Genomic DNA, 25279 nt, shown 5'->3' on the forward strand with positions numbered 1-25279 from the left:
GTGAACGAGATGAACGCGGCAGAAGTGAACCCACATGCCACCGAGACCGTGGCGGCAATCTACGAGCTACCCGTTCCCATTTGGGTGAGCTGCGCAGCTCTGAGCGAGACTTACCCGTCAGGATACGGCAGAGTTCAGTTTGATGTGGTGATGCCCAAGGACCGTCCTCCCATTGGCGGTCCCCCGGCGATCGAGGGCGCTGAGGTCCCCGAATCGCACAACGGGGAGTTGGTCGCGTGGACCACAGAGTACGCGGCGCACGTTCCTGAGGAGTTGCAACCTGCGACCGCATTGCGCCGAATAGTGATCACCGCAGTCGAGGCTCCAATCGATGCAGCCCGATCATGGAGGGGCCCTGACCAGCAGCTCGGAGAGATCATCAAATTCTGGTTCGACCAGGTACGCTCGTGGGTCGAGATTTGCACGGGACAGGATCTCGACCCCGGCCATCGGGTCTACGATGCGGAAACGGTCGGGGCCGGGCTGAAGTTCATTGCTCCGCCGCACGAAGGCGATCTGGGTCTTCAACTCACCACGCGTCGCATACAGCCGGTCACCGCTGCTGAGTGGAAATTGATCCTCGCCGCTGTCCGTGACGGTAAGGAGCCGCCCCTGGAGCGTCTCCTTATTCGTGACGCGAATGCGGCATACGCGCGCAGGTTTTACCGGCGTGCGATCATCGATGCCGCGGCCGCGCTTGAACTTACGCTCGTCCGGGCGCTGGAAGAGCGAATTGAGGAGCTTCCGCAGCGACAACGTACCCGCCTAGCGGGCGCAACGCTGGGCCGTTGCATCGACATCGCGAAAGCGTCTGGGTTCGAGTTCGACGTGACTTTCGAGGACCTGAAGCGCCTGAATGATGCCCGCAACGACGCCGTCCATCGGGCCCAGGAACCTAACGACTTCGATACTGTCAGCTTGCTTCATGTCGTCGGTGACTTCCTTCGGTCCTCTGTCCGCATCAGGAGCGTATCGACCGATACAGATTGAGGCGAGTTTCCGCCCCGTCGATCCACTCCCTGGCGCAGGCGAGCGTTCCTGCGCTCGGTGGTGCCCGTTATCAGGATGCCGAGCGACGCCAGGGTGCATCCGGATCGGCCAGGGTCTCCAGCATGAGCTGGCACCAGACCTGCGCCGCTCCGACGACCAGGCGGGCGTGCCGCGGGCGCACCCACCGCGGCACGTCCTCGGCTCCGTGGTCGATGCCGACGTTGTTCCTGAGTTCGGTCACGCTCTGGGTGAGGGTGACGAGGGACTGCAGGGCTTGGCGGAGCGCTTTGTCTTCGTCGCTGACCGACTTGGCTGCCAGGCCGAGTGATTCCTGTGCGGCGTTGACGAGGGCAGGTACCTTCGCTGCGCGGGTGTAACTCTTCCCGCGGGCGGTGAGCACGCATTTGGCGGTTGACTCGATCAGCGCCTTGGCGGTGCTCACCGCGAGCCGAGGATCCGTGTCGACGCTGTCGCCGAGCCTGCGGAGGTGGTCCTGGATGGATTGCGGATCGGGCAGGGCGTTGAGCGCGTGCTCGGTCAGCTGTGCTCCGACCCGTCCAAGTCGCACCACGCCGGTGGCTTCGTCGACCTCGAAGCCGTCCTCGCGCAGGATCCGGCACCACTTGTCCCGCAAGCCGTCGTTGGTGCCCCAACCAGCCGCACTGTCGTTGAAAATTTTCTGCAGCACGTCGCTGAAGACGGCCGTCAATCGCTGTACATCGGTGGAGCCGCTCAAATCGAGCGTCGCGAGGTGCCGGCGCATTCGCTCCCGTCGAACGCTCTCGTCGTTTTCGCGGGGCTGCGGCGGACCGAGCACGATGCCCCGATCATCGAACAGAGCGTCGATCTGGCGCAGCGGCATTGCGGTCAGTTCGTCCGAGAGCAACCGCATCACTCGTGGGGTGAATGTTCCCATGTCCGTCTACTTCGTCTCATCTGAGTCGTAGTTCGACACGTGCTCTGACCTCGTCGTCGATCGTCCGACCAGTGTATTTCTGGACATGCGCGGGGGACTCTCGACGGCAGTCTCGTCGTCCTCGTCGATCCGCTCAACCGTTTGCACTCCCAGTCCCGCTGCGATCGCTGTGGCTGTCTCGCGCCAGCTGGTGAGCGTGGTGATTGCCAGGCAGGGCTGATGTGTCGCAAAGGATGCCCGCGCAGCGTCGATCAGATCCCGAGCACATTCGTCCCGGTCCTCGGCTCTTAGCGCGTACATCCATGGGAACCGGCTGGCCATGTGCTCGGTCAGGGGGCCGTCCTCAAGCGCAGCAGCGAGAAGCAGTTCGGCGATGTTCAGGAGCTCAGCCCGGGCATCGGCTTCGTGCTGAGACATGAGCACCAGTGACTCGCCGTCACGGCGAGTCACCGTGACAGGGTGGTCCTCCGCCTCCGCGAAAACCTCGGCTGAGTGCTTGCTCAAGTCCGAGGACCGCCGAGTGGCCGCAGGTCGGCCAGCAACGAGAGTCATGCCTGCATCGTATTCGGAACGTGTTCGGAAGTCACGGGTTGGGTCGCTGCAGCGCGAAACTTGGGAGCGGATGGTGCTCATCTCCGACGCCCATGCCTCGGCTTCGATGAATCGCATCTGCGCTCGGACGTCGCCGTGCGGGCGTGGACTCGATGGCGTGGCGGAGGAGGACCTCGTTACTGGTCAGGAACCAGGGTCGGGCAAGGAGGAAGTCGATGAGCTCGGTGACTTCCTCGGGCTTCACGATGGTGGAGTCATAGCAGAACACAGTCGATAGGGGAGGACCCATTTCGTGCCTCTAGAGGCACGTCAGCGCTGCCCCTCGCTCGTACGTTCGAGGTACTCCGTAGTCCAATGGTTGAGGAACAGCCCTCGGTCGTCTTTGGAATGCCACAGCTTGTGAATCGTCGGCTGGGAGAGAATTGAACGGCGCAATGGCTCCAGCGCATCGGCGACGATCTGCCCGAGTTGGCCGAGGATCTGGACCTGGCCCGTCGCGTGCCCCAAGAGCATCGGGGACATGTTGCTCAACGTCTGCTCGCCGGGATCTTTCACAGTTCCGAAATGCACTCCACCTTCGACATGCGCGTAGTAGCGAATCACGGCCCGTGCCGTGAGCTCGGCTCCTTCACCGATGCCGACGACGGTCCTGAGAAATTGCTTGAGGGTCATCGGCGACGCGCCCGGGCCGCCGACGATTCTCTCGTCTCCGATCCCGAAATAGCGAGTCAAGCCGTCGCCCGCAAGTCTGTCCTCTAGATCGTTCCACGAATGGATGCGGAAATGCACCGGCACCTCTCGCCTCGCGGCACGAACCGTATGGAGCAGCGGCGCGTCATCGATCAGGAGCTTGCGCAGCAATGGCGCGATGCCCAGTAGCTCGTACCGCGTGCGAATCGCCGGATCCTGGCACCTGCGACGGATGTCGTCGACGGTCTCCACAAACAGCCACTCGGCAAGGATCATCTGCTCGCCGTTGTCCCACGCCATCAGCCGGCAGCCTGTTCGTCGGAGGCCAATGCTACGTGCGCTGAGCCAATTGCCAGGGTGAGCTCCCGCATCGATTCGCCCTTCACCTGCCTCGTTGCCACGTATAGCTCCTCTCGACTGACCTCAGTATCGCACCACCCACCGCGTGTGGGTCCGCCTCGATGTTCCGCCTGACAGAGCCCGGCCGCCAGCGCTCGGAGAGCATCCGACGAAGCGTGCACAGCTCTCCTGATTGACCCACCTCATGAAAGATCTTTGGTGACCATTCATTGGCTTTCCCGGTTCACCGGTCGAATAGAGAATGAATAGGGGTGGCGTTGCTGAACTGGTTTCACCAGCGCTGGAGGAACGAATCTCATAGGCGGTTTCCCCCTGTGATCAGGGGAACAGCCAATATCGGCTACCCACCTCCTCTTTTAACATTCACTGGAGCGACCACAAGAGCTCCGTTGCACCAAAGTTGATATAGGAGGTGGGTACCATAATCCCCGGAATCACGCGGGTTCTGACCTATTCTTGTACCATCTTTGTGCCACTGCAACGACCCACCTCATTAATAACGTTGGTGGGTCGAGTTTCCCGCATTCGCAGGTGTGAGGGAAGGGCCCAGAGACGTCTTTGCTGCATGTGATTGAGGACCTCGCCAGGTGTTTCTCGTCTGAGTCAGCCTGTCGACCGCACCGACGTAGGAGGCCTTATACGAGGCGATGGGCCGCAAGGGCTAAATCGCAGCGTTCGCTCCGCGCAACGAGGGCCCACCCCTGCAACGGGACCGGTGCACCGAGTCCTCGGACTGGCCGCGAGGGACCGTTCGGAAAAAGGACGGCGCGGATTGCCGGGAGTGTCTTCCTCTCAATCTTCGATCCTCTGGTTGTGCCCTCCGAATCGGACAGAGGGGCGCCACCGGCCTCCCCAGGCGGCAATGGCGCGTTCGACATAGGTTGTGACGCTGGCGTGTATGTCGGTTTCGGGGTCGAGGAGCCATTGCAGGCCCATGCCGTCCATCACGGCAGTGAATAACCGCACTTCAATCTCAATCTGCGCGGGGGAGAGGTGAACAATGTCGCCAGCTTCGACCGCTTCCTGCAAATGCCCGGCGAGGGTTGCCAGGTTCGAGGTGTAGCGCTGGGTGATGAACGCGTGGCCCGGGTGGGCCGGACTGGAGGCTTCGGCCGCGATAGTGGTGAACAGTTCGAGCAGGCCGCGGTTGTCCCGGTGGGCGGCCATGACCTCTGGCAACCGCCGGAAGTAGTCCAATCCACTGACATCGATGAGGCCGTTCTCCACGGTCCGTCGGTCCCATTCCTCCAGCACGGCCGTGAGCAGGCCTTCCTTGCTGCCGAAATGCTGGATCAGGGTGGCGTGGTTGACGCCGGCCTGCTCGGCAATCGTGCGGAGGGATCCGCCGGCGAAGCCGTGTTCGCCGAAGACGTCCATCGCGATGCCGATGAGCTGCTCGCGTCGGCGGACGCCTGTGCGGTAGGGGCCCCGTGTTCTGGTCTCTGCGGCTTCTGGCATGTCACTACTTTCTCATGACCATTGCCGAAATATAACCAGTCGGTTATGGTTTAAGTTCGACACGGCTCGTAGCCGCACGGGACCTCCTGACGGAACGCCGCACGCGTCAGCCCAGTCCCGAGACTCGCAGATGGGAATCCTTTAGATGAAGTACTCCGTTCTCGGACCGACCGGCATGCGTGTGTCCCGCATCTGCGTGGGCACGGCGACTTTCGGTGTGGCACCGAGCGCACACGAAGCCGATAGCGTCGTGGGAGCGGCTCTGGATCTGGGCATCAACTTCTTTGACACCGCTGATGTCTACGGCTCGACCTCGACGTTCGACCGGCCCGGCGCTCCGCCGGCGGCAGAGCGGGCGTCCGCCGAGGAGATCCTCGGCCGCTCCCTGGCCGGCCGGCGGGATGAGGTGGTGCTGGCGACCAAGTCGGGGGAGCGGAGGTTCGATCCGGATGCCGGTCTCTCGCGCCGGTACATCATCCAGCAGGTCGAGCAAAGCCTGCGCCGGCTGCGCACTGACCGCATCGACCTCTATTACGCGCATTTCCCTGATCCGAACACGCCCCTGGAGCAGACCCTTGCCGTCTACGACGATCTGATCCGGCAGGGGAAGCTGCGGTATGTCGCTTTGTCCAACCACCCGGCCTGGCAGATGACCGAGGCCCTGTGGATCGCCGATGACCGCCGGCTGGTCTCCGCCCCCGTGGCTGCGCAGGTGATGTACAGCCTCCTGGACCGCAGCGCCGAAAAGGAGCTCGCCGCCGCGTGCGTGCGGTTCGGTCTGTCGATCATTCCCTATGCGTCGCTGCACGGCGGTCTCCTCGCCGACTTGTCGGTCCTGGACCGGCCGATCGCGGGAGGCAAGCGCTACGGCGGGCCCGGATACACCGACGCCGAGATCGCCGTCGCCCGCCAACTCGACCAACTGGCCCGCGGGTGGGGACTGGGGATGCAGCAGGTCTCGCTGGCCTGGCTGTTGTCCCGCCCGGCCGTGGCATCGGTGATCGTTGGAGCCGAGACCGCCGACGAGCTCCGCGCCAACGCCGCCGCAGCAGATGTCGAGCTCACCCAAGAACAGCTCAATGCGGTCTCGGCGCTAACTGCCGAGACCCGGTCCTGACCGGAAGATACGAGGAACTTCGGTGAAGTACTCACGCCTCGGCCACACGAGTGTCAGGGTCTATCAATGACCGAGTTGTGCCGACTATTCGATGATGCCGGAATCAAAGGGGCTTCTTGAAGAAGGTCGCGGCGTCCCCATAAGCCAGCGCACGGTAGAACCCGCCTGCCCGCCGGCTCGCTAGAGAGACATAGGCAGCGCCTTGCTCCGGCCCCCACAACTCGGCCTCAGTCATCAAGGCCTGCCCCACCCCCTGTCGTCGCACCTGCCCGGCCACCATAACTTCTTCGACCCAGGCAGTAATACCTTCAAGCAATGGCAGGGCTTGGCCACTCGCTACGACAAACTCGCACTCACGTATCGCGGAGGAGCGGTTCTCCGAGCAGTCAGCATCTGGCTAGCCGCTTTAGGAGACACGCCCTAGGCCACTTTCGGGGGCGCCGGCACAGTTCGGCTTCAGGATTTGGAACTGGGTCGTCCAGGAATATGGCTGAGGATAGATTTGGAGAAGCCACCGTCGACACAAATGTCTTGGCCGGTGACATAACCAGATAGCGGACTCACAAGAAATTCGATCACGTTCGCAATGTCCATGGGATCGCCAATTCTTCCCAGCGGGATAATATCTTCCCTTGCCTTCTTGATTTGGGGATCTTCATACATTTTTTCCGTCATCCGGGTGTGAGTCATGCCGGGGGAGACCACATTCACACGGATTCTGTCAGGGGCCCATTCCAACGCGAGTGTCTGCGCCAACATCGTCAACGCAGCCTTGCTGGGGCTGTAAGCACCTGATCCAGCATGGGGTTGTTGGCCGGACATGGAGGAGGTGAAACAGGCGGCGCCATTGCTGTCCTTCAAGTGCGGGTAACTCGCTTTGGCAAGAAGCCACGCGCCGCGGAGGTTGACGGAGAACATTCCGTCCCAGTCCTCAATGGACAGGTCGCATATGGCTCCGGGGTTAGCGATTCCGGCGTTTGCTACCAATGCGTCCAGGCCACCGAATTCTGCTACAGCAGCTCCGACCAGCTGGCTTGGCACATCGGGATCCCCGAGATCACCTGCCAGTGCGATGGCGGTACCACCCATGGACTGGATTGAACGAACAACCTGCTCTTGGCTGCTGTTCGATTCGTGTCCACATACGGCAATCATCGGGTGCACACCCCGGGCCAGAGCGGCCTCCGCGATTCTCACGCAGGTAGACGCGCCTATGCCGGTGCTTCCGCCACTTACCAAAGCTCTCATTGCACACATTTCCTTTTACCTGGGTTTCATATGAAGTCATTCTTAACTGAAGAGGGCCCACGGGCTGTAGAGCCATCCGTCTACACCATAAAAGTGGCAGTGGAAACTGATTTCATTATCTTTAGACACACATCGACTAGCCCGTCGCAACCTCGACCCAGGGGCTAAGACCCCAGATCCCAGCCTTGATTCTTAAGATCCTGCATTGCCTTATCGAATTCCTGCACGGGGTTCTCTTCGCGAATGATTTCAAGGACTACGTTATTGACGCCGCAGGTTTCCCTTACGGCTGTGCCCAATCCATTCCAGTCGATCACTCCGGTGCCGATTGGATCATGGCCCCAGGTTTCGGTGCCCGTATCAGAAATATGCACAAGTCCAATTGCTTCGTGGTAGGAGAGCAAGCCGTTTACGGGGTCTTCTCCTATGTAGGCAGCGTTGGCGACGTCGTACACAATCTTCACTGCATCGTCGTTGATAGTGCTTACAACGCCTGCCAGATCCTGGATGGTAGGCGTGAAGCAGTAGGGAGTGTTTTCAAAGAGCAGTCGTGTGCCGGCCTGCTTGGCCAGCGGAATCAGATTCTCCAGACTCTCGTACATCCACCCGTAGGTCTTTTCGAGTGAAGGTGAAATCATGGGGCGTCTTGTGCCCGGGGATATCACGACTTCGGGGACATCCCAGGCCGCAGCCAGGTCAATCACCGATTTGATGTGCTCGATGCTTTTGCGACGCATGTTGGCGCCCGGGCTGGCCAAGTTGATGTCATATCCACCGGCGTTCAGTGACCTGATGGTTGCGCCGTACTCAACGAGACTCGCGCGAGTTGCCGAACGCTCAGGGGCGGTTATTTCATCCGGCCAGCAATGTGGCGAGCTGATCGGAACTTCAAAAGTTCTGTACCCACTGTCGACCAATTCAGCTATGGCATCAATCGCCGTAGATGACCATAGATAGGAAAATGTGTTAATGATCATTTGGTTCACGTGAAGGCATCCTCTCTTCTGTTCTTCGCCTATTTGTAAACGCGCTACGAATTTTGGTCCCTGCCGAGGGAACGCAAGCGCGAGCCAGGCGGCTCGACGAGACCCGGGGGACACGCCCCCTTTTGCTTGGTCGAGCCGCTACGGCGGCTTGGTACCAGCGTGCCTACTAGGAACGCCTAGCCTCGTCGGTGGCATGCGAAGGAGCCACCAGCAGGTGCTCGCCTTCAAGTACCTCAGCGTCAGCAAGCGCCACTGTGGCACGGCCGGTACGGCTGCCGGTCTCGGGCAAGGTGAAGTAAACGACGAGGCACAGGGCGACGACGACAATCATGTAGACCGCGACAAGCATGGGCTGTCCGGCGCCAACGAACGCAGCGGCGATCAGTGGCGCTGTACCGCCGAAGACGGCGATGACGATCTGGTGTGCAAATCCGATCCCGGATACACGTACCGACGCCGGAAACAGCTCGGCCTCAATGGTCGGGTAGACGGCCTGCCAGATACCGAGAACTACCCATCCCGAGGCTGATACCAGAACGTAGACACCAAAGCCGGGCTGGTTGAGCAGAAGCAGGAGAGGGTAGAAGAGAACGATCATGCCGATGGCACCGACGATGGGGAAGATTTTGCGCCGGCCGAGCCGATCGGACAGCGCACCGCAGATCGGCACGATGACAACGAGCAAGGCCAACCCGATAACATTCCCGGTCAGCGTGGATGCCAGGTCCCGGCCGGTGGTCAGTTTGGCGTAGGTGGGAAGGAAGGTGGCCCAGGTGTAGTAGGCCACGGCCGGGGCAGAGAGTGCAGCCGCCTGCAGCAGCGCCTTGGGATGTTCGCGAAGCAGGTCCATCAGGCGGGCCGCTGCGGACTTTTGATCGACAAGGGCCGTTGCCTCAAACTCGGGGGTCTCTTCTGCCCGTGCCCTCAAGATCAGGCCAACGACGCCGAGGATGCCGCCCGCGATGAACGGGACGCGCCAACCCCAGGCGGCCAGGTCCGCTGGGGCAAAGGCTGATGTCACCATTGCTGCGGCGCCGGTAGCTGCGAGAGTCGCCAGGCCGCTCGCCGTATTGGAAAATGAACCGAACAGGCCCCTGCGGTTCGCGGGGGCGTGTTCGACCATGAATGCGATAGCGCTCTGCGCCTCACTGCCGGCCGAGATTCCCTGGAGGATGCGTGCCACCAGGAAAAGAATCGGTGCGGCATAGCCGATGGTCGCAAACGAGGGTGTGAGGCCGATGATCAGGGCGCCGACCGCCATTCCGGAGATGGACAGCGTCAGGATGCGCCGCCGGCCGAAACGGTCGGCCAGTGGGGAGACGATGACTCCGCTGAGCGGGCGCACAACAAAACCTACTGCGTAGGTGAGCAGTGCTGCGACTAGGGATGCGAACGGGGAATCGCCTGGAAAAATCTGTCCCGAGAACACAGCCGCGAGCAGGCCGTAAATGTACCAGTCGTACCACTCCACGAAGTGGCCAATCGTTCCTGCCACCATATTCACGTTGCGGCGAGGACGCTTGGACACTTCGGGATACTCCGAAGGGTCCGGCCTGCCGACGGCTTCTTTTGAGGTCTTCATTGAACTCTCCATATTTTCACATTTGCTGCGGAGGGGTAATGGGGTGAGGGCGCTTAATGCTTGCCCGAAATTTGCTTTACTGCGGCTCTCTAACTCATCAGCACGACCAATGAGATCGGTTGCTGAGATCGGTTGCAATAACCTTACGAGTGATGAAAGTCGGTTGTCAACGTCTTGTTGAAGGGGTCGTTCCGAATCTGGGCCGCGCCGGCGTCTAGCAGGCGGCGACGCTATCTATGCTCTGGAAGCAGGCCTCCCGAACAGAAAGTAGGGCATCAGACCTGAGAAGGGCTGCTCTTGGACCTCGGGTGAAAGTGAAAGATGGCCAGGTTCGGCAGTCACGCATCTGCCGGGAGCGGTGTTTCGTTGTTGAAGTCCAGGTACTCCACCCCGGACCACGCGCATTCGAGGCTTCCGTAGGTGCACCAGTATTCGTCCCAGTGCGAGAGTTTCCATTGGTCTCGTTCCAGGCCGCGGCGGGTAAGCCGTTCCCGCAGAAGTTCCTGGGGAACCCTTACCCGCACGACTGTGGTCTGGGAAGGTGGCCAGTGAAATTTCTCTGCTGCGCGGGTCAGGAAGTCGGGTGCCTGAAAGTAGGCGCCGAATGGGGCATCGATCACTACCGACCGGCCGAGGCGCAGGTTCGCTCCAGTCACGTCCATGAGAGTGTCGTATTCGAGGGGCAGCAGGTTGTCGCGGTAGTAGTCGTTGGATTCCCGGTCGGTGGGGTCGTGTCCTGTTGCTTTCAGGGCGAACTCGACAAATCGTCCGCATACCCTGTCCTTGTCCAGGTAAGCGGCACCGTTCTCTCTTGCCGTTTTCTGGGCAACTGTCGTTTTACCTGAGCCGGCCGGGCCAATGACGATGAAGACGCTGGGGGCGGTCATCGGCGGGCCTCTGCCACCGCTGACAGGAACTCCTTGGCGGCTTTGGTGACGCGGTTGAAGTCGCCATCCGGCTGCCATGCTTTAGTCACGTAGCTGCCGACGCCGACACCTGCGACGCCGGCGGCAAACCATTCGCCTACGTTCTCAAGGGTCACGCCGCCTGCCGGCATGATCGGCAGATGGGCGAGTGGGGCGAGGACGGATTTCACGTAGGGGATGCCTCCGGCTTCCGTGGGGAAAAGCTTGAGGATGTCGGCACCCGCCTCGGCGGAGTTGACCAGCTCAGTTGGCGTGTAGGCGCCGCTGACGGTGGGTATCTGGTAACGGTTCGCTGTCCGGATCATTGCCGGGTTCAGTTGAGGGCTGACCAGGAATTCAGCGCCGGCGCGGATGCACTCGTAGGCCGAGTGCTCGTCCAGTACCGTTCCGGCGCCGATGGCTACTCCGTTGGGCCCGTGCTTGGCGGCGAGCCTGCGGATCACATCGACCGCCCCTGGGATCGAGAGGGTGATTTCAAGGGCTCGGAAGCCTCCGGTGATGGCGGCTTCTGCCACGCGTTCTGCCACCTCAGCGTTCTGGAGGCGGACGATCAGGACGGCGCCGGATTCGTCGATGGTCTGCAGGGTGCGAAGTTTCTTGTACATGCTTGCCTTTCTTGCGCCCCGGCGTGTTGATGTTTCCTATTGCCCGGGCAATGTTGAAGTGTCGTTGACAAACTTTCCCACTATCCATAGTGTTATTGCAACCGATCTCAGCAACCGATCTCATACAAGGGGGTATTGCGGTTGACTCACGTACGCACAATCATTCTGGGTGCTTCCCATTGGCATGTTCCGCTTTGCGCGCCGGCCATTGCCGAAGAGCACGAGGTGATCGGAGTCGGTGACGACGACGTATCCCGCGTCCAGGTGCAGGACCTGGCGGAAGGATGGGGGGCGCCGGTTGAAGCCGACTGGCGGAAGCTGGTTGATCTCCCCGACGTCGGCCTCGCATATGTCTTCGGCCCCCATGACGGTATGGCCGAAAAGTGTCTTGCGTTGATCGAGCGCGGTATTCCGTTCGTTGTGGAGAAGCCGTTGGGCACTTCCCTTGACGAGCTTTCCGCCGTGCGTCAAGCCGCCGAGGCAGCCGGCGTGCCTGCCACCGTCCCCTTGGTCCAGCGCGGTGGACCCACAGAGCAATGGCTTGCCAAGGCAGGCCGGCCCACGTACCAGCGAACCTCGTTCATTGCCGGCCCGCCAGCCCGGTATCTCGACAATGCCAATCCCTGGATGCTCGATCCTGTCAAGGCTGGCGGGGGTTGCCTGGCCAATCTGGGCCCACATTTTCTCGATCTGTTCCTTAGGGGCACGGGTGAGACCGTGGCGCGTGTGGACTCCCGGCTCTCATCGGCTCTTCACAACCAGGCTGTGGAGGATCATGCCAGCCTGATCATCACGACGCCAGAGGGACGCGAAGCCATCGTTGAGGTTGGCTACGCATTCCCTGGTTCGCCGCTTAAGCGCTACTGCAGCTTTACCTCGGTCGGTGAGGCAGGATTCGCATCCGTTGATTCGGACGGCACAGCTACGTTCACGGCACTGGACGGCACCACGGAGGTCGACAAGATCAATGTGGACAGCGACCCACTTTATGCTCCGTTCGTGCGGAGCGTCGCCCGGACGCTGGATGATGGATTCCTGGGCCTGACTACGTTGGCCCAGCTCGAAGACGTCATGCGCCCCATTTGGCAGGCCTATGACAACCAGCACGGAGGAAGAGAACATGTCTGACTTGAGTATCGACGTCGTTGCAAAAGCTGCTGGTGTCCATAGGTCAACGGTCTCCCGGGCTTTCTCACGCCCCGAGGCGGTGAAGAGCGAAACACGCGAGCACATCCTTCGGGTCGCCGAGGGACTCGGCTACACGATGAGTCCACTCGCCCAGGCGCTTCGCCGGAAAACCAGCACGTTCATCCCGCTGATCGTCCCTGACATCACCAACCCGTTCTTCGCTGAACTTGCCAAGACGATGACGCAGGCGGCGGACGAGCGCGGCTACCAGCTGCTGCTCTGCGTCACCAATGGTGACCCTGCCAAGACCGATGGATACTTCACCGCCATGCAGGCCATGTACGCCCCCTTCGGAATTGTGGCTCCATCGACAAAGGTCGATACCGAGGCCATGAAACGCTTCGACTTCGGCCATAAAGTCGTGGTGATCGACCGCGTGGAAGGTGACGACTCCGTTCCCACAGTCACCGTCGACAGTCGCCAGGGAATCAGGCTCGCACTGGACCACCTGCACGCGTTAGGGCACACCTCGATTGGCTACGTATCCGGCATTGCCGGGACGCACACCGCCCAGGACCGGATGGACGCCTATTTGGAGCTGTCCGCCGAGAGCGGCAACGCACCTGTCGTGCTGGACAGCGGGTCGGATCTGGATGCGGGCACGCGCGGGGCAGAACATTACCTGGAGATGGACAATCCTCCAACGGCAATCATCGCCGCCAATGACATGGTGGCCTTTGCGGTCATTTCGGCGCTCGGCCAACGTGGAGTACGGGTACCGGAAGACGTGTCGGTTATCGGGTTCGACGGTCTCGCTCTCGGCGCCCGGTTCAACCCTCCTTTGACGACGGTTCGCCAGCCGATCGCCGACATGGGACACATCGCCATTGAACTGGCTGAAAAGCAGAACGCGGATGGCTCCGTGGACCACATCGTCCTCGAACCTGAGCTTCTGGTCCGCCGCTCCACCTCTGGACCACGCAAATGACCAGGGCGCAGGAGTCAACGCTCCGGCGCCTGCCGGGCCTTCAGCACACAGACCACGTCGGCCTGACGGTTCCAAACCTTGACGAAGGCATCCGGTTCTTCGTCGAAGTCCTCGGAGCCGAAGAGCTCTACCGCTCCGAACGCGGGCCCGATGAAGAATTCATGCCCACAAACTTCGACGTCCCGGCAGATGCCAAGCTCACGCTCGCCATGCTGCGCCTGCCACCAAACCTCAACATTGAGCTTTTCGAATGGAGCAGCACTCAGCGGCGTGATACCCCGCCGCGGCACTGCGACGCCGGCGGCCACCACCTGTGCTTCGTCGTGGACGACGTCGACGAAGCGATCGCAGTGCTGCAGGCAACACCTGGAGTACGGGTGCTCGGAGAACGCAAAGAAGTTGCCGGCGACAGCCCCCGAGTAGCCGGCAACCGCTGGACCTACTTCATCACCCCATGGGGATTGCTGATGGAAATCGTGGACCGATCCCGCGTCGCAGCCCCGCCCCCGCTGGTCGGTCCCACGGACTGGGCAACACCTCCAAACACTTCCAGAAAGGACATAAACAAATGCGGCTAGCCGGTCACACACTAGGCACCCCGGACCACACGGTTCCCCAAGCACTTGATCTCTTCCGAGCCGCAGGGCTCGATGCAGCCGAAGTCATCTACCAGGATGACTACAAATCAGGGTTGCCATTAGGTGACCGGCGTGCTGCGGTGGAGGCAATGAAGGCGGCCGATACCGCAGGGATACCCATCGTAGGTCTGACGCCTTACACGACCGCCATCAACTCACTGTACGACGCGGAATGGCGCACAGCAGTTGATGAATTTCGCGGCGCCATAGAAACCGCACACCTGCTCGGCGCTGACCGGGTCCGTGTCTATGCCGGTTCCTGGCACCCTGGGGACAACGACCACGCGGCGCGTTGGGCAAAACTGCGTGAAGCATTGGAGACACTGGCGCCCGAAGCTGGCCAGGCGGGCGTTCGCCTCTGCGTGGAAAACCACTTCGGCACCATGACCCAGACCGCGGCGGCCACCGCTGCCCTGGTCCGGGAAATTGACCATCCGGCGGTCCGCGTTCTCTATGACCAGGCGAACCTGACCTTCACGCACGACGAATCGTTCGAACAGGCCTTTGCTGTTCAAGGGGACCTGATCGGTCACGTGCACGTGAAGGACCTCGTCTTCACGAACCCAAACGCGGCTTTCCGCGCCACGGAAACGGCCCGGGTCAACGCGTCCGAACGGGCCGTCAGGTCGCGCGTCGTCGGAGGCGGCGTCGTTCCATGGTCCGACATCCTCGCCGCGTTGCTGCAGCACGGCTACGACGACGTGCTGAGCATCGAGCTCGAGTACCGCTGGCATCCTCAAGACCTCCCCGCGCCCGAGGACGGATTCCGGGAATCCGCCGCCGTCCTTCGCGCCATGCTCTCTGACCTGACTGAAGTAAGGAACGCCTGATGAACACCAACCGTCTACGCGTCGGAGTTATCGGCGCGGGCAATATCGCCACCATTGCCCAATTGCCCACCCTCGTCCAACGTGCCGACGTCGAATTGGCCGCCTTGGTGTCACGGCGTGAGGACCCAAGCAGCCTGGTCAGGCGCTGGGGCTTCAACGCAGCCTACAAAACGGTGGAGGACATGCTGGATTCCCAGGAGCTGGATGCAGTCTTCGTGCTGACGCCACGTTCCGAGCACGCCCACGCCGTCCAGCTATGCCTGAGCCGTGATGTCGACGTGTTCTGCGAAAAACCGTTGGCTCCGGCAACCGATGAGGCAGAACGTCTGGCAGATCTCGCCGACGAGCGCGGCCGCATCCTGATGGTCGACTTCAACCGCCGCTACGCTCCGGTCTACACTGCCGGCCGGGAAGTTTTCGGTACCAAAGGCGCCACCTTCTGCGTCGCCCAGAAAAACCGCCCGGGCTCCGAATACCGTGCAACATTCGAAAATGCCATCCATATGGTCGATCTTCTCCGCTGGTACTGCGGCGGCGAACCCGAGCACGTCGCCGCCCACGCCGCCGGTGACGACCCCTGGGAAGAAGACGGCGTCGCAGCAACCATCCGCTTCAGCACCGGGAACACGGGCGTCCTGATGGCCGCCCGCACAGCAGGAGCGTGGAACGAGAAGTTGGATGCCTATGGTGACGGAAAGACAGTAGAGGTCAGGGCGCCCGAAACAGTCTCGACCACAGTCAAGGGCGTCACCACATCCCGGGAACTCAGCGCCGAGGCGTATGGCTGGGCCACCGCGACGGACACTCTCGGATTTTCCGCCGCCGTTCACCATTTCCTGGACCGCGTCGCTGACAGGCAACAGCCACTGACCTCAGGCCGTGAAGCCGTTCACACCCAACGCCTGCTCGACCGGATCCTCGCCGCATCCGGGCTCCCGACGGAGGAACAAGCCGGTCGGGAATGGGCCAGCCACGCAGTGAACGGAAGCTGAACAACCAAGCTCGCCCATCCTTCGGGTTGGGGCTTGCACCGAGAACTGTTGAAACCACGGCCTCCGCAAGCCGCTGAGCATAGGGAGGCACAAAATAGCTCCAAACCGCCTCCGCCAGAGCAACCCGAAAATCGGGGGAGCGGGACGACAACCGCTGCGCGGCCGGCTCACCCCTCTCGTTGGCATCCTGCTGGTCGCGTTCAGCGCCAGACAGGCGGTTTCGGCAGTATCCCCACTCCTTGGTCCAATAAGCGGTGACCTACCCCTCGACGCCGTGACGACCGGGATCCTTGGTATGCTGCCGACCGCCGGCTTCGCAGCGATGGGCTTCCTGGCTGTCCCTCTGATCCGCCGTACCCAGCCCGAACACCTGCTGCTGGTGTCAATCCTGCTGACAACACTCGGCCAGATCGGACGCGCACTGGGGTCGACTACCCTCGCCTTTTTGGTGTTCACCTGTGTCGCCATGCTGGGGATCGGGGTGGTAAACGTGGTGATTCCGCCGCTGCTGATGAAGTATTTCCCCGATAAAATCGGGATCCTCCCGGCCCTCCACGTGACACTCCTCGCCGTCAGCACCGCCGTGGCCGCCCAAGCCGCCATACCCTTGGCGGGTATGTATGGCTGGCGGTTCTCCATGGGTATCTGGGCGGTAATCAGCGCCGCCGCAACGGTACCCTGGCTGACGGTCCTTGCGGGCAGGCGTACGGCTGCCCGCGTCAGGAAACCGCCAACCAGCGAAGTACCGCCGCCCCGCACCAGCGTGATCAAGCCCTGGAGATCATCGATTGGCTGGGGTACGGCACTAATCTTCGCGGGTTGCTCGGGCAACACGTTTGCTGCCCTTACATGGCTTCCGGTTGTTCTTATAGACAGAGGGATGAGTCCGGGAACCGCCGGGTTTATGTTGGCGCTCTATTCCATCCTCGGCCTGCCGGTCGGCCTTGTTGTGCCTTTTGCTGTGGTAAGGATGCCTCGCCCGCTACCTATCGCAATCCTGTTCGTCGTCACGTTCTCGGTCGGCTATGGAGGCATCATCTTTGCTCCGATAACTTCTGCCGCAGTGTGGGTAGCCATCGCCGGGCTTGGTCAGGGCGCATACTCCTTCGCGTTTACCATGATCAATAAGCGAGCACGAACACAAACCGGGTCGGGGGTACTGTCCGGGTTCGCCCAGGGAGTCGGCTACACCCTCGCAAGCCTCGGCCCATTCCTTTTTGGTCTCCTGCATCAGCCAGGGGACCACTGGCTACCCTCGTTCGGCATGCTCGGAGCCTGGCTCCTCGTGCTTACCGTGGGAGCCCTGATGATCAACAGACCGCGCGTGCTTGAAGATGCACTCCCGGCTGAAACAGCTCGTCGTTGAAAGCAACAAGGACTTCGGCGATCCCTGATGCCGGCAACTCAAAAACGATAGACCCCTCGCCAGCGACCGGAACCAAGGACTCCAAAACCTGAGCTAAATAATCCTTGACAGACCCTGATCCCGACCCTATGTTTAGTGCAACCGATCTCAGCAACCGATCTCAGTCGCGCTGATGAAAATGCAACCGATCTCAAAGGAGAGACGAAATGATCAAAGCTGCAAGTACTTTGACCGCTGTTGCCCTTGCCGCGGCACTGCTCACCGGCTGCTCCGGCAGTTCGGGCGACTCCGGCAACAACAACGACGACGGTCCCGTCACGTTGACGTACTGGGACTTTATGGACCCCAGCCAGAACAACCCGAGGGCTGCGGCGCTGAAGCAAAACCTCGAGAACTTCCACAAGGAAAATCCCAACATCACAGTCCAGCTGTCGACCGTGTCCTTCGGGGACATGATCAGCAGGCTCCCGCAGGCAGCAGCAGCGGGACAGACGCCGGATGTCGTGAAGATGTTCGCCCCGGTTGTCCCCCAAATTGCTGCCGCGCAGGTTTATCAGCCGCTTCCTGAGGAGGCCAAGCAGATCACTGACTGGTTGCGCCCGGTGGACAAGCTGGCGGACAAGGACGGAAAGCAAGTAGCCGTCCCATACGACTACCGCACATGCACGCTCTATTACAACGACAAGATCCTCAAGCAGATCGGAGCTGCCGTACCCACCACCTGGGACCAGGTCGCCGAGGTTGCTGGGAAGGCAGCGAAGGCGGGATTTACCGGGTTCGGGACGGGGTTCTCCGGGGTCGACAACTCGGCGATCATCTCGACCTTCTTCGATTGCTTCATGAGCGAGGTGGGGCAGGCCATCTCCAATCAGGACGGCAAAGCCAGCTTTAACACTGAAAAGGGTAAAGAATTCGCGGATTTCCTCGTGAAGCTCAAAAATGCCGGAGGCATGCCACCGAGCGTTGTGGGGGACCAGTACTCGACGGTTGCTGACGGCCTCCAAAACGGCACTGTTGCCATGTCTGCCCTCGGAACGGAACGCCTCTTGACCCTGCAGAAGGCCAACCCGGACATCAAGTCGGCCACCCTGCCCAAAACGTCAAACGGCTCGGATACGGGATCGACGTTCGGCTGGACCCTTGGCATCGGTGCCGGAAGCAAGCATGCCAAGGCGGCCTGGAAGTTCATCCAATACATGACCAGCCCGAAAGCCGGGGCGCTCATGGCAACCGGGGGTGACGTACCCACCCGCTCGTCGACGTTCCAGGAGCCTTACTTCACCACTCCTGCGGCCAAGACCGTGCTGGACGTCAGTAACTTCGTCAAAGATCACAGCGAGCCACACATCTACCCCGACAACTGGATCGCGATTGCCGGTGGCCTCGCCAACGCCGGACAGCAGCTGTACCTGAACAACTCGTCGGCCGACGATTTCATGAAGTCTGCCCAGGACGCGGCCAACAAATGAGCCCCCGCCCGGACAGGACTAATCACGTAAACCTGGTCCCAGGAAAGCGAATCCCATGTCAGTGACACAAGAACGACGCGCAGCACGGAGTACCGATCCCCGTGTACGGCCTGCGCGGAAGGACCGCGCGGTCTGGCTCTACGTCATCCCGGTCGTTGCAGTTTTCCTTTTCGTCTTCGTCGGGCCCCTGCTCTTCACAGCCTGGACGGCGCTCCACGAAACCACGTACTACCAAATCAAGGACTTCTCGGGACTAAAGTCGTTCACCAAACTTTTCACCGACAAGGACCTTCCCAAACAGATCGGCACCACCCTTGTCTTCTCACTCGGCGCACTGGCTATTGCATTGCCACTCGGCTTTGTCTCAGCGGTGGTCCTGAATAAAATCATCCGCTTCAAGCGGACGGTTCGGAGTCTGTTCCTGCTTCCGTGGCTGATGTCACAAGCCACAGTTGGCACCCTCTGGCTGTGGTTCCTCAACCCCACCTACGGCCCCGGGACAGCCATCACAAAAGCCCTTGGCTTCGGCCCCGCCGATGCGTTCTCCACGCCGGGTTCTGCACTGCTGGCGCTAACGCTTATCACCGCGTGGTGGTCCTATCCCCAGGCGATGGTCCTCTTCCTCGGGGCGCTTCAGACTGTGCCAACCGAACTTTACGAGAGCCTGCGGGTGGATGGCGGAAACGTTTGGCAGGGATTCGTGAACATCACACTTCCCTTTCTTCGGAACACCATCGTTTCCGTCGTCGTCGTCCTCCTGATGCTGTATGTGCAGATGGTGACCATCATCCTGGTCACCACCCGCGGCGGCCCGCTGGGCGGAACGGAAACGCTCTCCATGCGGGTATTCAACAAGACGTTCCAGGACTTCGACCTCTCCGGCGCCTCCGCCGCAGCTATTTTGCTCTTCGCTATCAACATCGCCTTGACCCTGGTAGCGATCCGCTTCCGACGGAAGGAAACCCTGTGACTGCCACCATTCCGGCACGCCGCCGACCCGGGCATATTCTGCGGCGGCTACCCATCTGGGCAGTCGTCGCAGTCACCGCCGCCCTGGTGCTGCCACCCATCCTGTGGATTTTATCGACGTCCCTGAAAACCGATGCGAACACGGTCGCTTTCCCACCTGTGTGGATACCGAATCCGTTCTCGTTCGACAGCTACGGCGGACTGTTCACCTCCACCAACATCCGCTTTTTCCTGAACTCGCTGATCTACGCCATCGGTTCGATCATCCTTGCCCTGGCCGTCTGCGTCCCCGCAGCGTACGTCGCGACCCGCTACCGGGGCCGACGCATGGAAAGCCTCATGACCTCAATCCTCGTGCTGTCCATGGTCCCAGGCGTCGTCGTTTTCATTGCGCTCTACTCCATGTTCGTAAAAACCGCGCTCATCAACACCTACCCTCTGCTGATCGTGGTCTACACGGGCATCATCTGCGGACAAACGATCCTGTTCCTGCGCAACTTCATCGAAAACATCCCCGTTGAGATCGAAGAAGCAGCAGCGATCGATGGCTGCAACCGACGCCAAATCCTCCTGAGGATCGTCCTGCCCCTGATCCGTCCCGGCATAGCAGCCGTTGCGATCTTCATCTTCGTATTCGTCTGGAACGACTTCCTCGTCGGGACCGTCCTGGCAACAACCGAGGACATGAAGACCGTGCAAAACGGCATCGTCCGCTACATCTCCACCGGCTACGGCAACTTCTGGGCCGCCTTCGGCGCCTTCGTCATCGTCGCCTTCGTACCCGTCCTGGGCATCTTCGCCGCCTTCCAACGCTGGTTCATCGCCGGCCTGACCTCGGGAGGCGTCAAATCATGACCGTAACGGAACATGCTCCCCGCGTCGCCGTCGTAGGAGCAGCCGGCTGGGCGGGATCACGACACACACGAGCATTCGCCGCAGCCGGTGCCAACGTCGTCTTCCTTGTTGACAAGGATGACCGCGCCTACCCACTCGCCCAGGAACTGGGCGCAGTGCTGCTACCCAGCACAGAGGCACTCCGCCCCGAGCACCTGGACCTAGTCGTCGTTGCCCTCCCAACCACGATGCAACCGGACGTTTGTGCAGACCTTCTCAACAGGGGATTCCGTGTGCTGACCGAAAAGCCGGTAGCCGCAGATACCGAAGGCGCGGCCGTCCTGGCCGCTTCATCCGGCGTCAACGAGCGCCTCATGGTCGGGTACACGCTCCACCAGCATCCCGCCGCACCCCTTGTCTCTCAATGGGTAAGGGGCCACGCCGTGGTCGCCGTGTCCGTCCGCTCCGTGGCCCATAAACAGAAGGTCGACTCGTGGCGCGCCGACCCGAAAGAGGGCGGCGTCGCCGTCATCAACGGCATTCACGCCATCGAACTAGTCTCCTCCTGGTTCGACGGCGACCCGAAAGTACTGGCCACCAGCGCCAGCAGCAGCCTGTACGGCTCGCCGGTGCCCGAGCACGTCGTCGCCACCCTCGAATTTCCTGAGGGCACGGTGTTTAACCTTCAGAGCTACTGGTCTCCCTGGCAGGAGTCTCAAGGTCTCAACCAAGGGGACTGGAGCCTCACCGTCGATGTCCTGGCAAGCACCGGCCGGATGCTGTGGTCCAACGATTCCCTCCACGCGTGGGAACGGGACGGCAGCCAGTACGAGAAGACCTTCGATCCCTCGGACCTCTTCCTTCGCCAGGCCGAGTCGGCTCTGAGGTTCTGCTCGGGTGAAACCCCTGCAGTCACATTCGCCCAGGCACTCCGCGCCACCGAAATCGCCGATGCCCTCCTGGCAGCGGTAGCCTCCCGAGCTAAGGACGAGCTCGCCCCGTAGCATCATCAAACCTGACCACATGGCGACCGGCCGAACCGAGCAATCTCAACTAAGGAAATGAACATGAAACGATCACCTCACACTCCAGCCGCGGGGGGACCGCGGTGCACCCACATTCATGGAAGCGATATCAAATGAGCCTCAAAGACCAGGTGGTTCTGGTAACCGGATCCAGCGGCGGAATCGGGGACGCCGCTGTCAGCGCACTCAAAGCTGCAGGCGCCATCGTCATTGGCGCTGACCGTTCCCCCAAAGAGGACCAGCCCTTGGAGGCGTTCTACCCCCTCGACATCACCTCGGAACAGCAATGCGCAGCCGCAATCCAGGACATCGCATCCAAACACGGCCGCATTGATGTCCTGATCCACGCAGCGGGAGTGCTCGGCCCCACCCCCGGCATTATGGAGACAACAACCGAAGAGTTCGACTCCATTCTGAGGATCAACGCCTCCGCGACCTTCACGATGGTGCGGGAAACAGCCAAATCGATGCTCGAGTCCGGCACCGCCGGCGCCATCGTGGTCCTGTCCTCCGTTGCGGCCAAGGAAGCACGCCTCAACTACCTGCCGTACAACGCGAGCAAGCTAGCGGTACTTCACATCATGTGGTCATTCGCCGAGCTGCTCGGGCCCAAGGGCATCTCCGTTAACGCCATCGCACCAGGCCCGGTGAACACACCCATGTGGGCACAATTCGCGAAAGACTCCGGACCGGACGCGGCTGCCAACCGGGCGAAGCGGGCCGCACAACTGCCGATGCGCCGCTTCGCCGAACCCGACGAAGTCGCCCGCGCCATCCTCTTCCTCGCCGATCCCGACAACCGCTACATCACAGGCGTTTCCCTCGATGTGGCAGGCGGAGCACACCTGGGAATCGGAACCTAAAACCAACCGGCACGGGGCTTCTCACATACCGTCGCCCAGCGCTGCTATGCCCATGCCCCTAACCCATCCAATATCAACGCTTCAAGGCTGGTCTCATCTCCTGCAAAGCAATTCAACAATCGGAGACGAGTAGGAAGTCCTTGACCCACCAAGGAGACACTTAATGCGACATCATCACACTGCCCTGCACGTAACGGATATGGAGCGCAGCGCGCGATTCTACGTGGATGGCCTTGGACTGACCCGCTTGGATGCGTGGACGTCGGGACCATACATCGGCGAACTTTACGGCCGTCCCAACGTAAAGGTCAAAGCCATGCTTCTCGCTACAGGTGACGGAGCCTTCCGGCTGGAACTTGCCTATGCCGAGCCTCTACTGCCCGCAGTCGACCCATCAGAGGCGCAGCCGGGCACGGCACACCTTGCCTTCACAGACATCGACGTACGGCAGGTTTACGCCAAGATGACAGCTCTTGGTTACGAGGCGGTATCCGAACCCGTTGCCCCGGCCTCAGGCCCCATTGCAGGCGGGTGGCTGGTCTACCTCCTCGATCCAGACGGAAATCGGGTGGAGCTCATTCAGGCGCCCGACTGGCAGGGAAGCGACAAGTCTTGAGCCATCGGGACCCAGAAGAACATGCCCGGAATCCTCGGACGCCAGGTGCGCATATCGGGCCGTAGACGATACGCAAGAAAACAGGGGCTACTTGACGGTTCAGACGAAAAGCCGCCGTCACGCATCAAACCTCTACGCGCCCGCTCATGGTGCCGGTCGGCACCTTTGAAGGGAACCTCGTGAGTCCAGCAGCCCGATCCATGATTCCCGAGCAGAGGCACCAAGAAATCCTCCGCCTCCTGCGGCAGGAGGGCATTCTGAGTGTCCGCGGCCTCACGGCCTATATGAATGTCTCTCACATGACGGTCCGTCGTGACATCACTGCCCTGGAGTCCACTGGCCAAGTGAGCTCAGTCCGTGGTGGTGTTCGGCTCACAAAGCAGCACGGCCAGGAACCTCCAAGGGAACCCAAACTTCGGGCCCAACCCGGAGCCGCGCGCGAAAAGGCGATTGCCAAGCTCGCAGCCCAATCGATAAAGGATGACATGGTTGTCTTCCTCGACGCCGGCACCGCGTGTCGATCACTCGTGCCTTTCCTCGCCGCGCGCCGGCACCTTACCGTAGTAACCAACGACTTCTACATCGTCACAAGCTTGTTCGCCTACCCGAACATAGAAACCATCCACACTGGCGGAGTAGTGGACCCAGCGAGCGCTTCCAGTCAGGGGCCCCTCGCGACCGAAATGCTCAAATTCGTCAACATTGATTTGTCCTTCCTCAGCAGCCGGACGTGGAACATTTCCAGGGGTCTCATGGCGCCTTCCGTGGACGAAATCGAGGTAAAACGGGCAGCTCTCAAAGCGTCGTCCTCGACGTTCCTACTCGCGGACAGCACCACGTTCGGCGCCGTCTCCCTTTTCAACGTTGCACCTTTGCAAAGGCTCGATGCTGTCGTAACTGACGATCAACTACCACTAGACGTGCAAAACAACATCCGACAACTCGGTGTTAGCGTCCGCTTGGCTACTTTCGACGGATGAGGGCCCAAGTCCAATCCCGTACGCGAGTTTTCATCGTAAACACACCCGACTTCAGCATGTGGGATCTAGCAAGCCGATGAGTTTCTGGCGGAAATGGCCCACAAATGGGACTGCATGTCCGCCATCACTATGCCACAGCAGAAGCAGATGTATGGGGCATGGCGGGTGAGAGCATCATCAAACTCAGCTCTACTCGTCCGGTTCAAAAGCCGATAGTGGAGATTCCGTCAGCGCGAGAGGCGGGCCCTGCCACGGCCCGAATAGAGGTTCCTGCCGGGTTGCTGAAGTGGCCAAGTAGCTCGATGGCCGTTTCGCCAGAGTCTTGCATCACTGCCGCCGCTCCCACAAAGGTGTGTTCGGCCAACTGCCTTGCCTGTTCCGGTGAGAATCCCAATTCAACTCGGCCGCCCTGACGGCCCGAGCGGACGGTGGTGGATCGCGGCATGCTTGATCTTGCCCTCGATATCCTTGGTCAGGACAGAGAGGCCGAACATCTTGGTGCCACCGAGTGCTTCTGCCTCCCACTGCAGGTAGGTGATGTCGCCTATTGTTTCGATGTGAAGGTGAGTGCGTCGTAAATTCCGGATGCTGCCCCCAAGGCCGTCGCAACATCATGCCCCCCGTGAGCGGCTTCAACATGACGCTCGCCTCGAGGACGGCCTCCTCTGTGAATCCGATGCCGAAGGTATCGGCGGACTTCTCCGCGAATGCACTTTGCCAACTGGCGCTGGCGTCGGAGGCTGAAGGGGCGCGCTCCTGGCGCATTGATCTGCCCTGCCGCCCGCTGCCGTCAAGGCAGAAATGTCACCCCGTCGATCATCCGGCCGAGGTCTCGCCAGACACGCCGGTGCTGGCCCGATCTAGCCGCCCGTGAGGCAAGCCAGGCGTGCTCGAGGCAACGAACCTGTCGAAGACCCGGATCAGGGCATGCCGGAGAAACCCTCCAGCATGTCCCGATTTCCGGAAAGGAACGTAATGAATTACGGAAACCATGCCGCCACCGCGCCAAGGGGTACGCGCGTCGTTATGACCGGTGCCGGCGGGAACATCGGCCGTGGCCTCGCCCCACGACTCCTAGCCGCTGGATACCAGTTGACCCTCTCCGACCTTAAACCCGTTGGTGGACTGGTTGCGGAAGCACGCTTCGACGC

At 61.1% G+C, this 25279-nt stretch carries 28 protein-coding genes; 16 read left to right on the plus strand and 12 right to left on the minus strand.

The window, feature by feature from the left end:
* Nucleotides 1-990, plus strand: coding sequence for a hypothetical protein (locus AC1DJW_RS09865; RefSeq protein WP_476901293.1), 990 nt, complete (start codon nt 1-3; stop codon nt 988-990).
* 70 nt (nt 991-1060) lie between these two features.
* On the opposite strand, the gene AC1DJW_RS09870 is transcribed toward AC1DJW_RS09865, so the two are convergent.
* The 5 genes from AC1DJW_RS09870 to AC1DJW_RS09890 form a co-directional block, all read right to left on the minus strand.
* Nucleotides 1061-1906, minus strand: coding sequence for an abortive infection family protein (locus AC1DJW_RS09870; protein WP_476901294.1), 846 nt, complete (start codon nt 1904-1906; stop codon nt 1061-1063).
* Nucleotides 1907-1912: 6 nt separating this feature from the next.
* A complete protein-coding gene (locus AC1DJW_RS09875) occupies nt 1913-2458 on the minus strand; it encodes a prevent-host-death protein (protein WP_476901295.1) in 546 nt (181 codons plus the stop codon).
* Between the two features lie 31 nt (nt 2459-2489).
* Complete coding sequence (locus AC1DJW_RS09880) at nt 2490-2747, minus strand: hypothetical protein (protein WP_476901296.1); 258 nt, start codon at nt 2745-2747, stop codon at nt 2490-2492.
* 20 nt (nt 2748-2767) lie between these two features.
* Nucleotides 2768-3448, minus strand: coding sequence for a hypothetical protein (locus AC1DJW_RS09885; RefSeq protein WP_476901297.1), 681 nt, complete (start codon nt 3446-3448; stop codon nt 2768-2770).
* Nucleotides 3449-4300: 852 nt separating this feature from the next.
* On the minus strand, nt 4301-4966 hold the full coding sequence (locus AC1DJW_RS09890; RefSeq protein WP_461836362.1) for a TetR/AcrR family transcriptional regulator: 666 nt from the start codon (nt 4964-4966) through the stop codon (nt 4301-4303).
* Nucleotides 4967-5111: 145 nt separating this feature from the next.
* On the opposite strand from AC1DJW_RS09890, the gene AC1DJW_RS09895 reads away from it, so the two are divergent.
* The gene (locus tag AC1DJW_RS09895; protein ID WP_476901298.1) at nt 5112-6083 is read left to right on the plus strand and encodes an aldo/keto reductase; all 972 of its coding nucleotides are present in this window, start codon (nt 5112-5114) and stop codon (nt 6081-6083) included.
* 103 nt (nt 6084-6186) lie between these two features.
* Here AC1DJW_RS09895 and AC1DJW_RS09900 read toward each other — a convergent pair whose 3' ends face one another.
* From AC1DJW_RS09900 to AC1DJW_RS09925, 6 genes are all read right to left on the minus strand, one after another.
* The gene (locus tag AC1DJW_RS09900; protein ID WP_476901315.1) at nt 6187-6444 is read right to left on the minus strand and encodes a GNAT family N-acetyltransferase; all 258 of its coding nucleotides are present in this window, start codon (nt 6442-6444) and stop codon (nt 6187-6189) included.
* Nucleotides 6445-6539: 95 nt separating this feature from the next.
* Nucleotides 6540-7340 (minus strand): SDR family NAD(P)-dependent oxidoreductase, encoded by an 801-nt coding sequence (locus AC1DJW_RS09905; protein WP_476901299.1) that lies wholly within the window; start codon nt 7338-7340, stop codon nt 6540-6542.
* Nucleotides 7341-7495: 155 nt separating this feature from the next.
* Nucleotides 7496-8308: a sugar phosphate isomerase/epimerase family protein gene (locus AC1DJW_RS09910; RefSeq protein ID WP_476901316.1), complete on the minus strand. Its 813-nt coding sequence runs from the start codon at nt 8306-8308 to the stop codon at nt 7496-7498.
* A gap of 175 nt (nt 8309-8483) precedes the next feature.
* Nucleotides 8484-9899, minus strand: a complete 1416-nt coding sequence (locus AC1DJW_RS09915) for an MFS transporter (RefSeq protein WP_476901300.1) — start codon at nt 9897-9899, stop codon at nt 8484-8486.
* Between the two features lie 338 nt (nt 9900-10237).
* Nucleotides 10238-10786, minus strand: coding sequence for a P-loop nucleotide/nucleoside kinase family protein (locus AC1DJW_RS09920; protein ID WP_476901301.1), 549 nt, complete (start codon nt 10784-10786; stop codon nt 10238-10240).
* Nucleotides 10783-11430, minus strand: a complete 648-nt coding sequence (locus tag AC1DJW_RS09925; RefSeq protein WP_476901302.1) for a bifunctional 4-hydroxy-2-oxoglutarate aldolase/2-dehydro-3-deoxy-phosphogluconate aldolase — start codon at nt 11428-11430, stop codon at nt 10783-10785. The genes AC1DJW_RS09920 and AC1DJW_RS09925 overlap by 4 nt, the downstream gene beginning before the upstream one ends.
* 141 nt (nt 11431-11571) lie before the next feature.
* Here AC1DJW_RS09925 and AC1DJW_RS09930 point away from each other — a divergent pair, with 141 nt between their 5' ends.
* The 13 genes from AC1DJW_RS09930 (at nt 11572) to AC1DJW_RS09990 (ending at nt 24128) form a co-directional block, all read left to right on the plus strand.
* On the plus strand, nt 11572-12558 hold the full coding sequence (locus tag AC1DJW_RS09930) for a Gfo/Idh/MocA family protein (RefSeq protein ID WP_476901303.1): 987 nt from the start codon (nt 11572-11574) through the stop codon (nt 12556-12558).
* Nucleotides 12551-13546: a LacI family DNA-binding transcriptional regulator gene (locus AC1DJW_RS09935; RefSeq protein WP_059389053.1), complete on the plus strand. Its 996-nt coding sequence runs from the start codon at nt 12551-12553 to the stop codon at nt 13544-13546. The genes AC1DJW_RS09930 and AC1DJW_RS09935 overlap by 8 nt, the downstream gene beginning before the upstream one ends.
* Complete coding sequence (locus AC1DJW_RS09940) at nt 13543-14124, plus strand: VOC family protein (protein ID WP_461836367.1); 582 nt, start codon at nt 13543-13545, stop codon at nt 14122-14124. Before AC1DJW_RS09935 ends, AC1DJW_RS09940 begins: the two co-directional genes overlap by 4 nt.
* Nucleotides 14115-15014, plus strand: coding sequence for a sugar phosphate isomerase/epimerase family protein (locus AC1DJW_RS09945; RefSeq protein ID WP_476901304.1), 900 nt, complete (start codon nt 14115-14117; stop codon nt 15012-15014). Before AC1DJW_RS09940 ends, AC1DJW_RS09945 begins: the two co-directional genes overlap by 10 nt.
* Nucleotides 15014-16006 carry a Gfo/Idh/MocA family protein gene (locus tag AC1DJW_RS09950; protein WP_476901305.1) on the plus strand — a complete coding sequence of 331 codons (993 nt, stop codon included), beginning with the start codon at nt 15014-15016 and terminating at the stop codon, nt 16004-16006. The genes AC1DJW_RS09945 and AC1DJW_RS09950 overlap by 1 nt, the downstream gene beginning before the upstream one ends.
* Before the next feature lie 190 nt (nt 16007-16196).
* Nucleotides 16197-17372, plus strand: coding sequence for an MFS transporter (locus AC1DJW_RS09955; protein WP_476901317.1), 1176 nt, complete (start codon nt 16197-16199; stop codon nt 17370-17372).
* 206 nt (nt 17373-17578) lie between these two features.
* The gene (locus tag AC1DJW_RS09960; protein ID WP_476901306.1) at nt 17579-18841 is read left to right on the plus strand and encodes an ABC transporter substrate-binding protein; all 1263 of its coding nucleotides are present in this window, start codon (nt 17579-17581) and stop codon (nt 18839-18841) included.
* A gap of 55 nt (nt 18842-18896) precedes the next feature.
* Complete coding sequence (locus tag AC1DJW_RS09965) at nt 18897-19811, plus strand: carbohydrate ABC transporter permease (protein WP_441438058.1); 915 nt, start codon at nt 18897-18899, stop codon at nt 19809-19811.
* Nucleotides 19808-20665, plus strand: coding sequence for a carbohydrate ABC transporter permease (locus AC1DJW_RS09970; protein ID WP_461836371.1), 858 nt, complete (start codon nt 19808-19810; stop codon nt 20663-20665). Before AC1DJW_RS09965 ends, AC1DJW_RS09970 begins: the two co-directional genes overlap by 4 nt.
* On the plus strand, nt 20662-21648 hold the full coding sequence (locus AC1DJW_RS09975) for a Gfo/Idh/MocA family protein (protein ID WP_476901307.1): 987 nt from the start codon (nt 20662-20664) through the stop codon (nt 21646-21648). The genes AC1DJW_RS09970 and AC1DJW_RS09975 overlap by 4 nt, the downstream gene beginning before the upstream one ends.
* 134 nt (nt 21649-21782) lie before the next feature.
* The gene (locus AC1DJW_RS09980; RefSeq protein WP_476901308.1) at nt 21783-22532 is read left to right on the plus strand and encodes an SDR family NAD(P)-dependent oxidoreductase; all 750 of its coding nucleotides are present in this window, start codon (nt 21783-21785) and stop codon (nt 22530-22532) included.
* Between the two features lie 163 nt (nt 22533-22695).
* Nucleotides 22696-23148, plus strand: coding sequence for a VOC family protein (locus tag AC1DJW_RS09985; protein ID WP_476901309.1), 453 nt, complete (start codon nt 22696-22698; stop codon nt 23146-23148).
* Between the two features lie 179 nt (nt 23149-23327).
* Entirely contained in the window at nt 23328-24128 is an 801-nt protein-coding gene (locus tag AC1DJW_RS09990) for a DeoR/GlpR family DNA-binding transcription regulator (RefSeq protein ID WP_476901310.1), read from the plus strand.
* A gap of 202 nt (nt 24129-24330) precedes the next feature.
* On the opposite strand, the gene AC1DJW_RS09995 is transcribed toward AC1DJW_RS09990, so the two are convergent.
* Complete coding sequence (locus AC1DJW_RS09995; RefSeq protein WP_476901311.1) at nt 24331-24573, minus strand: pyrroline-5-carboxylate reductase dimerization domain-containing protein; 243 nt, start codon at nt 24571-24573, stop codon at nt 24331-24333.
* A gap of 177 nt (nt 24574-24750) precedes the next feature.
* Here AC1DJW_RS09995 and AC1DJW_RS10000 point away from each other — a divergent pair, with 177 nt between their 5' ends.
* Nucleotides 24751-25002, plus strand: coding sequence for a hypothetical protein (locus AC1DJW_RS10000; protein WP_476901312.1), 252 nt, complete (start codon nt 24751-24753; stop codon nt 25000-25002).
* The last annotated feature ends 277 nt before the right edge of the window (nt 25003-25279 follow it).

This window comes from Arthrobacter sp. 05L417 (genome assembly GCF_056397865.1).